General features: G+C 39.4%; 9 protein-coding genes. 6 read left to right on the top strand and 3 right to left on the bottom strand.

Features of this window, described 5'->3' with window-relative positions; genetic code table 11:
• Nucleotides 1-75: 75 nt before the first annotated feature.
• From D9O48_RS03340 to D9O48_RS03325, 4 genes are read left to right on the top strand one after another with little or no spacing between them, the layout of a single operon-like run.
• A complete protein-coding gene (locus D9O48_RS03340; protein WP_126970553.1) occupies nucleotides 76-1,251 on the top strand; it encodes a lipoprotein N-acyltransferase Lnb domain-containing protein in 1,176 nt (391 codons plus the stop codon).
• A gap of 6 nt (nucleotides 1,252-1,257) precedes the next feature.
• The gene (locus D9O48_RS03335) at nucleotides 1,258-2,058 is read left to right on the top strand and encodes an alpha/beta fold hydrolase (protein ID WP_126970551.1); all 801 of its coding nucleotides are present in this window, start codon (nucleotides 1,258-1,260) and stop codon (nucleotides 2,056-2,058) included.
• Between the two features lie 3 nt (nucleotides 2,059-2,061).
• A complete protein-coding gene (locus D9O48_RS03330; RefSeq protein ID WP_126970549.1) occupies nucleotides 2,062-2,823 on the top strand; it encodes an SDR family NAD(P)-dependent oxidoreductase in 762 nt (253 codons plus the stop codon).
• Nucleotides 2,824-2,828: 5 nt separating this feature from the next.
• Nucleotides 2,829-3,287, top strand: coding sequence for a hypothetical protein (locus D9O48_RS03325; protein WP_126970547.1), 459 nt, complete (start codon nucleotides 2,829-2,831; stop codon nucleotides 3,285-3,287).
• A gap of 129 nt (nucleotides 3,288-3,416) precedes the next feature.
• On the opposite strand, the gene D9O48_RS03320 is transcribed toward D9O48_RS03325, so the two are convergent.
• From D9O48_RS03320 to ruvA, 3 genes are all read right to left on the bottom strand, one after another.
• Complete coding sequence (locus tag D9O48_RS03320) at nucleotides 3,417-3,992, bottom strand: porin family protein (protein WP_126970545.1); 576 nt, start codon at nucleotides 3,990-3,992, stop codon at nucleotides 3,417-3,419.
• Nucleotides 3,993-4,092: 100 nt separating this feature from the next.
• Nucleotides 4,093-11,271 carry a T9SS outer membrane translocon Sov/SprA gene (sov, locus tag D9O48_RS03315; protein ID WP_233589167.1) on the bottom strand — a complete coding sequence of 2,393 codons (7,179 nt, stop codon included), beginning with the start codon at nucleotides 11,269-11,271 and terminating at the stop codon, nucleotides 4,093-4,095.
• A 43-nt stretch (nucleotides 11,272-11,314) separates the two neighbouring features.
• The gene (ruvA, locus tag D9O48_RS03310) at nucleotides 11,315-11,899 is read right to left on the bottom strand and encodes a Holliday junction branch migration protein RuvA (protein ID WP_126970543.1); all 585 of its coding nucleotides are present in this window, start codon (nucleotides 11,897-11,899) and stop codon (nucleotides 11,315-11,317) included.
• A gap of 219 nt (nucleotides 11,900-12,118) precedes the next feature.
• Between ruvA and D9O48_RS03305 the strand changes: the two genes are divergently transcribed.
• Together D9O48_RS03305 and D9O48_RS03300 are read left to right on the top strand one after the other, a co-directional pair.
• The gene (locus tag D9O48_RS03305; protein WP_126970541.1) at nucleotides 12,119-13,111 is read left to right on the top strand and encodes a beta-ketoacyl-ACP synthase III; all 993 of its coding nucleotides are present in this window, start codon (nucleotides 12,119-12,121) and stop codon (nucleotides 13,109-13,111) included.
• A 126-nt stretch (nucleotides 13,112-13,237) separates the two neighbouring features.
• Nucleotides 13,238-14,449 carry a trans-sulfuration enzyme family protein gene (locus tag D9O48_RS03300; RefSeq protein ID WP_126970539.1) on the top strand — a complete coding sequence of 404 codons (1,212 nt, stop codon included), beginning with the start codon at nucleotides 13,238-13,240 and terminating at the stop codon, nucleotides 14,447-14,449.
• The last annotated feature ends 1 nt before the right edge of the window (nucleotide 14,450 follow it).

The following is a 14,450-nucleotide window of genomic DNA, read 5'->3' as shown; positions in this document are numbered from 1 at the left end:
CAGATAATTATAAAGCGTATCTTCTCTGATAGATACGCTTTTTTTTGTAGTTTAGCTTTTACCAGTACTCAAAGAATGAAAAAATTAACTTTACTCATATCTTTATTCACTTGTTTTTTCTTTTTTCCTGTAAGCGCACAGATCGACTCTTGCCGTTTACAGATTAGCTTATTGACCTGCACACAAGGTACTGATGCTTATTCGGCATTCGGGCATACTGCTATCCGTGTAAAAGACCCTGCTATCAACTTAGACAGAGTTTTCAATTACGGTACATTCGATGACTCTGACCCTTTATTCTACTGGAAGTTTGTTCAGGGAATCATGAACTATGAGCTTAGTTCTTACGACATGGTATACTTTCTAAGAGAATACCAATATTTTAGCAGAGGAGTAACCGAACAGGTGCTCAATCTGAGTTGTGAACAATCACACACTATTTTAGATGCATTAACGCGAAATGACCTTCCCGAAAACCGCGTTTACCAATATCATTTTACAAAGAACAACTGTACTACCAAATCTGATGATGCTATTTTCAACATCATCGGTAAGAATGTATCTATTTCCAACGCATTACCGGAAAAAATACCTACCTACAGACAATTACTGCATGAATATCTCGATGAAGGCTACCAGGATTGGATGAAGTTTGGAATAGACCTGATTCTTTCCAGTAAAATTGATACGAAAGTAGATAGTATTGGCTTTCGCTTTTTACCTAAAAATCTGATGAACAGTTTTGCAAAAGCCAAAATCGGTAATCAGCCGCTGGTAAAAGAAACCAATCAGTTACTGCCCGCAGATACTACTCTTTTTGAAGAAACCTCACTGACTCCTTCTATTGTTTTCAGTGTTTTACTGATGTTGTATGTATGCCTGAGTTTCGTACAACTGAGATGGGTTTCCTTATTACTCAAACTGATCAATTTTGTATTGTACTTTGTGTTAGGTGCTTTGGGCGTTGTTCTCAGCATTTTGTGGATTATCCGTGTAGATGAAGTTTGTGAGAATAATTATAATTTACTGTGGGCTATACCTACTCACCTCATTATCAGCTTCTTCATATTCAGCTCAAAGAAATGGGTAGCAACTTATTTCCGAATTACGATGATTATTGCCATCTTCACCGGCATTTTTTGGTGGTTTATTCCACAAAACTTTAATACCGCAGTTATTCCTATTTTAGGTCTCATTGTTGCAAGTAGTTACTATATCAGCCGCACTATTCATCATCGACAACTGAAATAAATTGTTATGGAATATATACACCCACAAGTAAACTTGCAATACACCGTAGAAGGTAAAGGACATCCCGTACTCTTTATACATGGGTTCGGAGAAAATGGTAATGTTTTTAATGATTTACAACATTTACTGAAAAGTCATTATAAAGTTTATATCATTCAGCTACCCGGTATTAATGGTTCTGGTTTTAATGAAAAAACAGCCCTCTGGAACTTAACCGATTATGCCAGCCTCATCAATGATTTTATTGAAGAAATTATTCAGCAACCGGTTACTGTTTTAGGTCATAGCATGGGCGGATACATTACCCTCTCATTGGTAGCACAACATCCTGATAATATTTTAGCATTCGGATTGATACACTCAACAGCATTTGCTGATAGTGAAGAAAAAATCGAAGCACGCGAAAAAAATATTGAGTTTATAGAGAAATATGGAAACGAACTGTTCATCAAAACAACGACTCCAAATTTGTTTTCTACTCAGTCTCAGGAAAATTTATCAACGGCTATTCAGGAGCATATAGAAGCAAATCAGTATACCGCACCAGAAGTATTAATAGCTTATACCAGAGCTATGATTCGGCGCGAAGACCATACGGCTTTACTTAAATCAACCGCTCTCCCTGTTCTTTGGATTATTGGCAAACACGACCAGGCTGTAAAATACGACGACACTCTTCAACAGGTATATTTACCTAATATCAGCTTTGTAAATATACTCAACAATTCAGGCCATATGGGCATGATTGAAGAACCGGAAAGAGTATTGAATGCCGTAAAAGAATTTTTATTTTACATATATAGATAGAAAATGACCTCTAAAACCATATTGATCACCGGTGCTACTGCCGGATTTGGCAAAGCAATCTCACTTCTTTTTGCGAAGGAAAAGTATAAGTTAATTCTTACCGGAAGAAGAGCCGACAGGTTAAAAGAAATCAGTGAACAAATTACCGGAGAGTTCAATGTTGAAGTACACACTTTAACGTTTGATGTTAGAAATAAAGACGCCTGTTTTAATGCTATAGCCGGTTTGCCGGATACATTCAAACACATAGATATTTTAGTTAACAATGCCGGACTCGCTCTGGGCAGAGACCCTTTTGATACTGCCGACATGGATGACTGGGACACCATGATTGATACGAACCTGAAAGGTTTGTTATACATGACCAGAGCCTGCTTACCCCTTTTAAAAGAAAGTACGGCCCCGCATATATTCAATCTGGGCTCCATCGCAGCAAAAGAAGTGTATGAAAACGGTAACGTATATAATGCCACTAAATTCGCGGTAGATGCCATCTCTAAAGCAATGCGGATTGACCTTTTACCACACCGGATAAAAGTAACAGCTATACACCCAGGTGCAGCCAACACAGAGTTTTCTACCGTAAGATTTAAGGGCGACCAGCAAAAAGCAGAAGCAGTATACAAAGGTTTTGAACCGCTGATTGCTGATGACATTGCCAATACTGTTTTGTTTGTAGCCAGCCAGCCGTTACATGTATGTATTAATGATCTGGTAATTATGCCAACAGCTCAGGCAACTGCCGTTTCTTTTATAAAAAGCTAATCCCTATGAAATATATTTTCTGTTTTATAACGCTCTTTACCCTGCTGGATGCATCCGCACAACAAATACCTTGTGATTCCCGTCTTATTCAACATCAAATTGATAGTGTAAAAGACAATGCAAAAGAACAAGGTTATACCATTTACAGAGAAGCATTGGTTCCGATGGAAAGTGAATATGAAATACCGGTTATTGCAGAGTTAAGTAACCAGAAAATTTATAAATACATCTTCATCGCACAACCTGATAGCAGATTATTAGAAACAAGAATTTTCGATTTTGATGAAAAGCAAGTCGCCTATACCAAAAAGCAACCTTTGCTATCTGATCCGAATATTATTGAAATAGAGTTTATTCCTAAATTCACAGAAAAACACATGCTTAGAGCAGTACAGGTACATAAGAAAAAGAAACAGCTCTGCGGTTACATTGTACTCTTTGAAATAGCTAATAAAGAATTATAATAGAATTTTATTAAAAACATTGTACCGGATAATACTTACAAAACGAAGAGGCGATTTACATTCAGTAAATCGCCTCTTCGTTTAAAACTGTTTACAATATAAGTTGAAAACAATTTCAGTTGTTATGCACTAGTTGTTCAAGAAATTATACGTTAAACTCAGCTGAAAAACACTGTTTTTGTAATCAGGTTTTGTATTACCAAATTCATAATCACTTACTTTAGATAATCCTGCAAAATATCTGGCCGCAATACCAAACCCTCTTCCTGAATTAAATCCAAGACCAACTGCTCCGGATAAATCGAGTCCTTTTGCAAAATCATTAATAGTAGAATTTCCGATATTTTCGCTGGCTTTAAATCCAAATTGAGGACCAAATTCAACATAAGCACCTCCTAAGTCAAATTTAGCTAACACAGGAACGTTTACGTAGTTCAATTTATAATCTGTTTTACCGCCTGTAGCATCTTCTAATTTTGCACCTTGCGTTGACCATAAAACCTCTGGTTTCACAGAAAATATTCCCGCTACAGGTATATCTAAATATCCACCAACGTGGAACCCTACAAGACCTTCTTTTTTATATCCTTCAAGGTTTTTCCCTGAAAAGTTACTGGCGTTTACACCGCCTTTAATACCGATTTGAAGTTGGGCAAAGGTTGAGGTGCTGATAAGTAGTGCGATCGCGAACAATAATTTCTTCATATTGAATAGTTTTATATAACTATCTATACAAATCGCATACTAGGCTTATCCGATACAGCTATTTTTAAAAACTGTTACAGTTTTTTTAACATAATGAACTCTATTGTGCTAAAGAAACCCTAATCTGTACCCCACCTCTGGTAGTAGTCATTGGGGGACTTGTTGATATTTTTGGAATTGTTCTTCTTTGCTCAAAGTATAACTTCAGGTTTACTCTCTTACTAACCACATAATCAATACTTGGATTAATGAAAATTACTTTCTGTCCGTTGGTGGGCAGCACCTGTTCCTGATCTAAGCGGCTATTGGTGGTAACATCATCTCTGAAACTTAGATCCAAACGGAAGTTTCCATCATTCTCAAGGCTTTTTCCCTTCCATTTTAAGAAGGAAAGTGCACCTTTCTTCCTGAATCCCGCACCAATGGTAAACTCCTGCGAATAAGCTTCGCTCAACTGATAATCGATCAGGCTTAAGCTCAATTGCCTTGATTTTCTATATTCAAAGCGGCTTTGTAACTGGTTGGTAAACTGTACATCGATGTTGATCAATGGTTCAAATGCTTCACTGATCGAAATATTCGGCACCAGAAAATATGGCATAAAGTTTCCGGTTAAGGTATCAATAAATCCAGGATAGTTAAATCTGAACGGATCATCAAACAATAAATTCGAATTAAAACTATTCATGCTTAAAGTGCTTCTGTAACCATGCGAAATAGTAAAGTTGGTAAACACTTTAGCAATTGCAGGAATAGTCGTTAATCCTGTATAAGTAATATTCCAGTTAGGTTTAGGTAACAATCCTTTAAACGGATTGGAACGGATATTCGGATTTCGTTGCTCGATCAACTCTATACTATTCGGATCTTTGTTGGTATACGCAGCCAGAAAAGCAGGAATCAATACGTCCTGTGCATAGCGTGAATAACCATTGTAAAAACCGTCACTCAGAAATTTTTCATTATCAGGTAATGCCTGCCAGTAAGGATTCTGTTCTGCCAGTCTTCTTGATAATAAAATTCTGTTTTCCTGAAAACGTCTGAATGCATTAGAAACTTCATTCGGATTTACTTTCTCAAATAAAGTCTGATAAGAAATATAGCTGATGCTGAAACTACCTGCACTGTACGGACTTAATTTCGCAAAATGCAATCCGGTACCGGTAGTATCTTTATAGAGTTCCGTATAATTTTTACCGAAAGCTTTGTCAAGATTCAGATCAATGATCAGATCTCTGAACGGAGATAATTGCGCCGTTACATTCAGACGCTGAGAATAATCCTGCCGGTTCTGATAGTTAAAGTCAGGATCACTCGACAACCATCCCTTATTCGCCATGGTAGTTACAAAAGAAGTATCCGGTTGTTTTCCAAATATGAATCCTAATCCTGGCCCCATCGATCTGAAGTTCATACCTAATATCTTTGTACTATCCGTATAGCCATAAATAGTAGCAGAAGCACTTTCTGAATACTGAATCGTTGTTCGTTTTAATGAAGTAATGACTCTTCCTAAAAACCGTTTTCCGGCAGTCATATCCGGCACAGTCTTTTCAGGTTCAGGTTCGGCGTTTGGTCTTGAAATTAAACCAGATGGTGGCTGAATAGCCGGCGCATCTGCTTTATCCAGATTACCCAACCATTTCGATTTCGCATAAAGTTTGGTAAAATCTAATTCGGCATTCAGGTTTTTCTGTTGGCCGTTCGATAAAGTATTTCCCAGATTTCTCGCAATTAATGACGCTCCTAACCAGCTGAAGCTGGCCGTATAACTGGCGCGTACTGTCATCCAGTCAAAGGCCGGAATTTTATTGATCGGCACTACATAAGTGATGTTAAAGTCATGGTCGTATGCAATGGTTCTGCCTCCGTCCCAAAACTTATCCCACATTCTTTTACGTTCTATATGATCGAGCCTTCCGGTATCTTCATCTATCCAGGCTTTATTAATGGCTTTAAAGTCAATATTCAAAGAACGGGTTAAATCCCATCTTAAATTATAATAACGGTCGAAGGTAAAGAACTTGTCATAGGTTTCGGGAATCATTCCTTTCGGCGTACCAACACTTCTTGGCCTGAACGCTCCGAACTGACGATTCACATCCGCTCTGAAACCTATCAGCGCCGGTTTGGGATTTATGTTAAATTCCCGGAAGAAAGCCAACCATGGATTATTACTTCGTACAACTCCTTTTACCGGCTCCCAATATCTGGGGGTGGAAGTATAGTTGTATCCTAGTCCTGCCCGGTGCCGCACCATGTTATTGCTTTCAATTAAAGGACTGGTATGCTGTTCGCGATAATAAGAATAACTGACATCAATATTTTCAATACTCCACAATTGTATTTTTTTACCGGTAGTATTTACTTTTTTGACGTTGGTAAAGTTGACGGTTTGAATTGTTTTTATCTCAATAGCATCACGTTTGATTGAATCTCTGAAAGCAGGGTTTGAAGCATTCAGCTTGTCTTTATATTTAATATCAAGGTCATATGGGTCATATTCGGGAGTAATCACCTGTTGAGAAACACTGGCATATACAGGAATAGACATGCTTGCATTGGCTGGTAACAGCTTACCCAGCTCCAGGTTAGCGGCTGCATCAAACTGACGCATATTTTCACGTGAACGTTCATTCACCCGCTGTTCTAAAGTACCAAATCCGCTGGAGCGTGCACTACCTGCAATATACAATGTACCAAGGTCTGCAAGTTTAAAGTCTACCCTGGCTAAAGCAGCCCATCCACCTTTTTCATTCAGTTCACTCAATCGTAATTCGTTGAACCAGATTTCCGCACAAGCCGGAGCATTTCTTTTGTTCTCAACCCCTATAAAGAATGAACGTACTTCACCCAGATTCGGATTACCGATGATAGCATACTCTTTACCATCGTCGGTAACTCTTTTATAATAAGCATTTACGTTCCCAAGATTATTCCGCTCCATTTTTAAATCGGTCAGTAATGACAAATTTAAATCAAGTTCATTCGCTGCGGGCCATATAAGAGCCGCATCCAGGCTTCCCCATGAAGTTACTTTGAGCGGAATTTTTATTTCATAAAAGTTATTGATCAGATCATTTCCCAATCGTATGACTGCGTATAGTTCATCATTTTTCACATCACCGCTGAACCTGGTACTTTCTGCGTGTATATACATCTGTAACTTCCCGTACATCCGCAAATCCAGATTCATATTCTTGAATACGCCACGCGATTGATTTTGGGGTAAATCACAAATCTGCATACTCAATGACTGTTCATTCAACAACATGTTTACGTTGTTATTACTCAACTGTTGCTGACGGATTACACCCGGAGGCGTTTTATAAGGAATTGGTGAACGGGCACTATTTTCTTCAATATTTACAGCCAGCTGATTAAAAGTTACCGTACTGTTTGCCGGTAATGGTAAGTACTGACCCGTTGTATCTAATTCATAATTAAATTTTCTCCACTGGCTTCTTACCAATTCTAATTTTGCAAAACGTAATACCACAGAATCTTCAAACCCGGTTAAATACATTCTGATGAAACGGATCGATTTAAAATCTGGAATATTTCCGATTTTGGCTTCATATTCAGCAATTGGAATTCTGAATAAATACCAGGTTTCTGCAATACCTGAGTTAGGAGTAATATTCACACTATCCGTGATGAAATTATTTCCCACCTGAAACTGACTTCTGTTTAATCGAACACGGTATTGGAAATATTCTTCCAGCTCATTTAATGTATTGTCGTTATTGAACTCTTCCTGATCAGGATACATGGTAAAGGCACTCACATAGTTTTCATTTGTTGAAACCGGAGAGTTACCCTGAGGAGAGTTGATACTTTTATAGCGTTCAAGAATACCTGCTTTGTTATTATTATAATCCTGGTCTCTGTAGTTTTTAAAGTTATCACTGGCCGGGTCATTCAGTGCGGCCTGATATACCGGCGAGTTAACACCGAACTTAGCTGCTAATGAAGCCAGGTAAGACTGAAAACGTCTTCTTTCGGCATCATCATCCAATCCATCCAGACCGGCATCCTGCAACGGTCTGTCAGCCGGGTCATTACTAAAGGCTTTTGTTACCTGTATCGGGTTTCCGGGAACTTTACCCCATACTGTAGCTGAATCTTCCAATGCTTTTGTGGTAGCACCGCTGATACCGTTTTCAAAGAAACGTTTACCATCTTTTAAAACATCTTCCGATACGTTTCCTAAGTTGAAGTAAAGATCACCACCGGTACTGCCCGGATTCATGATATATGGATCCTGCATCCAGAACTCAATAAATTCCACGTTTCCGGTTTCAAAATCCACCTGATCAAGCCCACGCATAATACCACCCCACCGATCTTTAGGATTTAATAATTTTCCGTTCGCATCTATATTGTCTGTATCAAAGTTATAAGGACCTCTATCCTGCGGATAATAAGCAATATCAAAAGTAACTAGCTGTGCCTGTCCGAAATCAGGTGTTCTGTTTGGATATAACTGCGTTACGGAAATAGATCTTGTTCTCGGGTCGTTTAACTCCTGTTCTAAACCGATCGTTGGCGGATTGTCGCGTAATGGATTATTAGTGCTTCTTCTGTCTTGTAAAATCGGTTCGATATTATACCAGGCAATTTTTGCACGATTCTTACCATAGTTCAGATCGTTCATGAGATTTGCTTCAGGAAATAATCCGTTGTTCGCAGGCGTAGAAGATAAACCCCAGCTTACTAAAGGAAAACGAAGGTCAATCGTATTTCTGGATCCTTCAAAATCATCGATAAAAATCATCCCCTGACTTCCTTCACCGATTTGTTTCGGGTGGCCGGGTTGTAAATAAGCAGCCTCACCATAAGCCTGAATCGTACTCATCTCTTCCGTTGAATAAAAAGGCAGTTTATTTAACCAACGGGTTAATCTCGGCACTTCAGACTGATAACTGAAATCCAATCCATACATGGTATTATTAATCGGATCGTTATCATATAGCATCTTTGTAAAATACGGGCGTTCTCTCAGCTTTACCATTGAAGCTCCGATCGAAAAGTTTTCACGCGCCGACTGTATAGCCATATAATCGAGACGTAATCCCATAAAGCTGCGCTGCTGTATACCGAAGCCCGCATTATTCTCAAACTGAACACTTACCGGAACACCACTATTCAGAATAGCCTGGTTCAATATTTTAACAGAACCCAAACTGTAATCAATTGTATAGTCTACATTCTCAATCAGCGTCTGTCCTCCGGCAGTAACACTTACCGACCCCTGAGGTATATTGAATGCTCCGAGATAAATATCAGAATTTGAATTTCCCTTTCCATAACCACTGATAATATAGCGGTCAAGATTAGCGTAAGTTTTTGCAATTTCTTTAATCGTATCGTAAAGCGGATAATAAATGTATTTATTTTTGGTAGCCTGGTCACTATTGGCAAATGCAAGCGAATCAAGGTCTCGGCCAAAAGGTTCCAATAACGGGAAGATCACTCTTCCCTGATTCGAGATCACTGTAAATCCTTCTATATAATCGAATACCCCATCGGGTGAGGGGTCGTTACGGGCATTTAAACGATCTAAATTTAAGATGCTGATAATAGGCTGTCCGACTTTATCACCTTCCGGTAAAAATCTTTTCTGTCCCTGACTGGGTTCTTCATACAATACGTTCAACTTAAAGTCGTTCGGTTGCATGTTTGACAAATAGCTACCATCTTTAGACTTCAATGAATAAACGTTTTTCATCATCAGTTTCCAGATGGGCAACTGAGTTCGCTGAGAAGTTGCTTTTAATAGTTTTAAGAACAGCATCTTTTGAGTACCTGCAGTTGAAGCAGTGGTATCGGGTGTTACATCCTGCGAAAACTCACCTACCTGATAAACACGGCCATTGTAGCTATACTGAAATGCCACACCCAGTACTTCATCCGGCTGCAGCGCCTGCATCAACGACAAAAACCCTACCTGAGGGTTATAATAATATTCGTTCGTATTTAACTTTCTGGCAAAGGTTTTTTCAAAATCCTGAATAGGAGTCAGACCTAAACTTCCCAACCTGCTGGTCACCATCGAGCTGTTTCTCATCGAAGGATCGTTTACCAGATTGCGGTAAAGCTGGTTGACATTATTATCAGGTAACCCGTTCGCTAACGGGGTACCGGGAGCAAGATTAGGGTTTGAACTGAGGTAAGGATTTTGTTCTCCTAAATCCATCAACGCTACCACATCCCTGGTTTCCGTAGTGGCATTATTGCGGTTGGTTACCCAAACTTCAAGACGTAATATCTGCACCTGCGAGTTTACTACCGGCAGGTTTGACATGGCATGGTTAAAGTTATTCTTAAAATATTGTGATAAAAGGAAGTGTCTGTTTTCTTCGTAATCGTGTGCTTTGAAGTCAAAATACATACTGGCTGAGCCACCTTGTAAGTTGAGCGACTGGCGCTGTGAGCGTTGGTTAGCCAATACGCCGGTTACCCAAAGTTTACCAAACTGAAGCTGTGTTTTAATACCGAATAGTTGCTGCGCACCGGGAATGAGAGATCCTTTCGAAGAAAACGAAACGTTACCGGCTTCAATTTTTTTGATAATCTGATCATCATCACCGGTATATTCCAGCCGAAGCTGGTTTTCAAAATCAAAATTCGATTGTGTGTTATAGCTGATGGGTAGTTTCAGCTTATCTCCCACACTTCCTACTACACTGATGGCAGCATTCATATCAAAATCAAAGCCTCCGTTTCTCCTTGCCCGTTCAGGTAAAGCAGGGTTATTTACTTTCTGGCCCTGATAACCCGCAATCAGGTTAATGTCGCCCTGTGGTTTCAGGTCTACTTTTCCATTACCGAAAATCCGGTTAAACAGATTATCCGTCACCTTCATTTCAGGTTTCAACAGTTTTCTGTTGAGTTCACTCAATGCATTGCTTCTTTTCTGAAAATAATTTTTATCTGCCTGAGCTCCGTAAAGTCTTAGAAATTCATCGAATGTAAAGTAGGTCGGTGTACGATAATACTTATTGCCTATTTTTTCATAAACGTGGTATAATTTGGTTTCCGGATCGTAAGCAATAGAGTCGGTAATATTAATGGGGTTAGGTAAACTGTAAGGATTATTGATAGGATAGTTAAAGCGATCTCCGATCCTATCGCGAATAGGAAACCTGAGCGTGTCAACACCCTTCACTTGCGCTGTATCATTTTGAGCGTAAATATCCGATACAGGCAATAAAAAAGTGAAAACCACACATAGGATGGTTACATACCAAAATTGTTGGTGTTGTAGTCGAGCCAAGCTTTTTCTCTAGAATTGGTTAAGTAGAATTTTGTGGATAGGCTTACAGAGATTTTAGTGCTAGTTTAATAATTTCTTCTACAATATTAAGGTTTGGTTGGGTTTTCATCACTTTTTTAACGGCATTTTCTGCATTTGTTTTTGGAATGCCCAGCGCTACCAATGCATTCAGCGCATCCATTTCAAGCGGATCAGCCTTTACCACACTGTGTTGGGTATCCCATTGATACTTCTGCATCTTGTCTTTCAACTCTAACACCACCCTTTCAGCCGACTTTTTACCAATCCCCTTGATACCTTCTAACACTTTCGTGTTACTTTGAGCAATCGCCTGTGCGATTTCCTCCGGTTTCAGCGAACTCATCATCATCCTTGCGGTTGAGGCACCAATTCCCGAAACGCTGATCAGCTGTAAAAAAAGTTCTTTTTCTACTAAATCGAAAAAACCATATAAAACATGTGCATCTTCACGGATATGTAACCATGTATACAGAAGCCCCTGGTTCATTGTCTGGATATTAGTATAAGTATTTAAACTTATTTGCAACTCATACCCAACGCCATTAGCTTCTACATGCACCACTGCGGGTGACTTATACACAAAATTACCTCGTATAAATGCAATCATGGCTGCGAATTTAGTAAATAGTTTCTGATTACATCCATCTATTTAAACGTAAAAATCGTTAGACTTGTTGTTCTGCCTGCGGAGGGGAGGTTGTTTTTTAAAATAATTTCAAATATTATAGTTGCTTTATCTTTAAAATACAATAATTCACTAAATTTGACGCCTACTTTTGCATGTAGAACATTAATACACTGCAATTTATTTATTTAAGCTTAAAGCATGACCCAGAAAATATCCGCTGCCATCACTGCTGTTGGTGGTTTTGTTCCAGAAGATAAGCTGACGAACTTTGATTTAGAAAAGATGGTTGATACCAACGATGAATGGATTAGAACCAGAACCGGTATCACGGAAAGAAGAATTCTAAAGGGAGAAGGCCTGGCAACTTCAGACATGGTAGTACCCGCGGTTCAGGAATTGTGTAAAAAAAGAGGCATTGACCCGAGCGAAATCGACGCATTAATTGTAGGAACTGTTACTCCTGATATGATGTTCCCTTCAACAGCCAACCTGGCCTGTCATAAACTGGGCGCTGTAAATGCCTGGGGGTTTGACCTGCTGGCAGCCTGCTCAGGTTTTTTATATTCACTCACTACCGGCGCGTCATTGATTGAAAGTGGCAGATATAAAAAAGTAGTGGTGGTAGGAGCCGATAAAATGAGCTCTATTATCAACTACGAAGACAGGGCTACCTGTATAATCTTTGGAGATGGTGCCGGAGCCGTGTTGTTAGAGCCAAACTACGAAGGATTCGGGGTGCAGGATTCTATCTTAAAATCTGACGGTTCAGGAGGAAATTACCTGAATATGCGTGCCGGCGGATCTTTTCGCCCTGCAAGCATTGAAACCGTTACCAATAAAGAACACTACGCTTTCCAGGAAGGTCAGGCCGTTTTCAAACACGCCGTAAAAGGTATGGCTGATGTAAGTGCCGAACTATTAGAAAGAAATCAGTTAACCGGTAACGATATTGCCTGGTTAGTTCCGCACCAGGCCAACAAACGTATTATTGATGCAACTGCCGACAGAATCGGTTTAGATGCCTCTAAAGTAATGGTAAACATTGAACGTTACGGGAATACTACCGCCGCTACCATTCCTTTATGCTTATGGGAATGGGAAAAACAAATGCAAAAAGGCGACAAAATTGTTTTAGCCGCTTTCGGAGGTGGTTTTACCTGGGGCGCTACCCTTATCAATTGGGCTTACTAAACTGGTTAAATATTAAAATTATTTTACGTTATACTAACGAAAAATGTCTGCTTATAGCAGACATTTTTTGTATATTTAATAAGTAGTTCAACCACTACTTTTTTATACACTTTTCTCTTTCATTTTATGAATCATAAGAAGTTTCCCTACGCCGGCTTTAATTCAGCGGCCATCCACGCCGGTCATGAAAAAGATCCAAAATACAGCCATTTAACCCCCGTTTATGCTGCCTCTACATTTGTATTTGATACAGCCGAACAGGGAATGAAAAGGTTTAGCGGGCAAGAAGAAGGTTTTATCTACTCACGCTGGGGAAACCCGACTTTCGCAGAAGTAGAACAAAAAATTGCAGCTCTGGAAACATGGGGACATGCCGGCCTCACAGCCAAAGCTTTTCTTTGTGCTTCAGGTATGGGAGCCATCAGTGCTTTATTGTTGAGTACACTAAAAAAAGGTGATAAAGTACTTACGCACTACTCATTATATGGAGGCACACAAGACATGATCGAATCTGTTTTACCCGATCTCGGCATTGAAGCTATTATCGTTGACTTAAAAGATCTTCAGAAAGCAGAAGACGCTTTCAAAAATAATAAAGATATCGCTTTACTATATCTGGAAACACCGGCTAACCCTACCCTTCAATGTGTGGATCTTGCCGCACTCACAGCACTCGCACATCAATATGGCGTTAGAGTAGCCTGTGATAATACTTTTGCCACTCCTTACTTACAACAGCCGTTTAGTTTTGGGGTAGATTTTATCGTTCACTCCACAACAAAGTTTTTAAACGGACACGGTACCGCTATCGGTGGTGCTTTTTTAGGGCGGGATACAGAATTTATGCAAAGCAAAGCTTATCGCATCTATAAAAACCTTGGCGCAAATGGTAACCCGTTTGACGCATTCTTACTCAATAACGGTATGAAAACCTTACCGCTGAGAATGGATAAACACTGCTCCAATGCCGCTACCATTGCTGAATACCTGAATAAACATCCGAAAATCGGAAAAGTAAATTATTGCGGATTACCCGGCCATCCTGACTTTTCTCTTGCCCAAAAGCAAATGAAACACGCCGGTGCCGTACTCAGCTTTGAACTAAAAGCTGGCTTTGAAGGTGGAAAAAAAATGATGGATCAGCTGAAAATGTGTACCCGTGCCGTTTCTCTGGGCACCTGCGATACGCTGTTATGTCACCCGGCCTCTATGACACATTTTAGTGTACCTAAAGAGAAAAAAGAAGCATACGGTATTACCGACGGTTTAATCAGAATGAGTGTAGGTATTGAAGACGTAAATGATATCCTCAACGATTTAGAACAAGCAATTAACTAAA

The sequence above is a fragment of the Gynurincola endophyticus genome (assembly GCF_003991195.1).
In the GTDB taxonomy this organism is placed as follows: Bacteria; Bacteroidota; Bacteroidia; order Chitinophagales; family Chitinophagaceae; genus Gynurincola; species Gynurincola endophyticus.
This window is presented reverse-complemented; position numbering and strand designations above follow the sequence as displayed.

Coding starts and splice junctions, on each gene's coding strand:
- D9O48_RS03340 (WP_126970553.1), top strand. CDS start 76: ATGAAAAAATTAACTTTACTCATATCTTTATTCACTTGTTTTTTCTTT.
- D9O48_RS03335 (WP_126970551.1), top strand. CDS start 1,258: ATGGAATATATACACCCACAAGTAAACTTGCAATACACCGTAGAAGGT.
- D9O48_RS03330 (WP_126970549.1), top strand. CDS start 2,062: ATGACCTCTAAAACCATATTGATCACCGGTGCTACTGCCGGATTTGGC.
- D9O48_RS03325 (WP_126970547.1), top strand. CDS start 2,829: ATGAAATATATTTTCTGTTTTATAACGCTCTTTACCCTGCTGGATGCA.
- D9O48_RS03320 (WP_126970545.1), bottom strand. CDS start 3,992: ATGAAGAAATTATTGTTCGCGATCGCACTACTTATCAGCACCTCAACC.
- ruvA (WP_126970543.1), bottom strand. CDS start 11,899: ATGATTGCATTTATACGAGGTAATTTTGTGTATAAGTCACCCGCAGTG.
- D9O48_RS03305 (WP_126970541.1), top strand. CDS start 12,119: ATGACCCAGAAAATATCCGCTGCCATCACTGCTGTTGGTGGTTTTGTT.
- D9O48_RS03300 (WP_126970539.1), top strand. CDS start 13,238: ATGAATCATAAGAAGTTTCCCTACGCCGGCTTTAATTCAGCGGCCATC.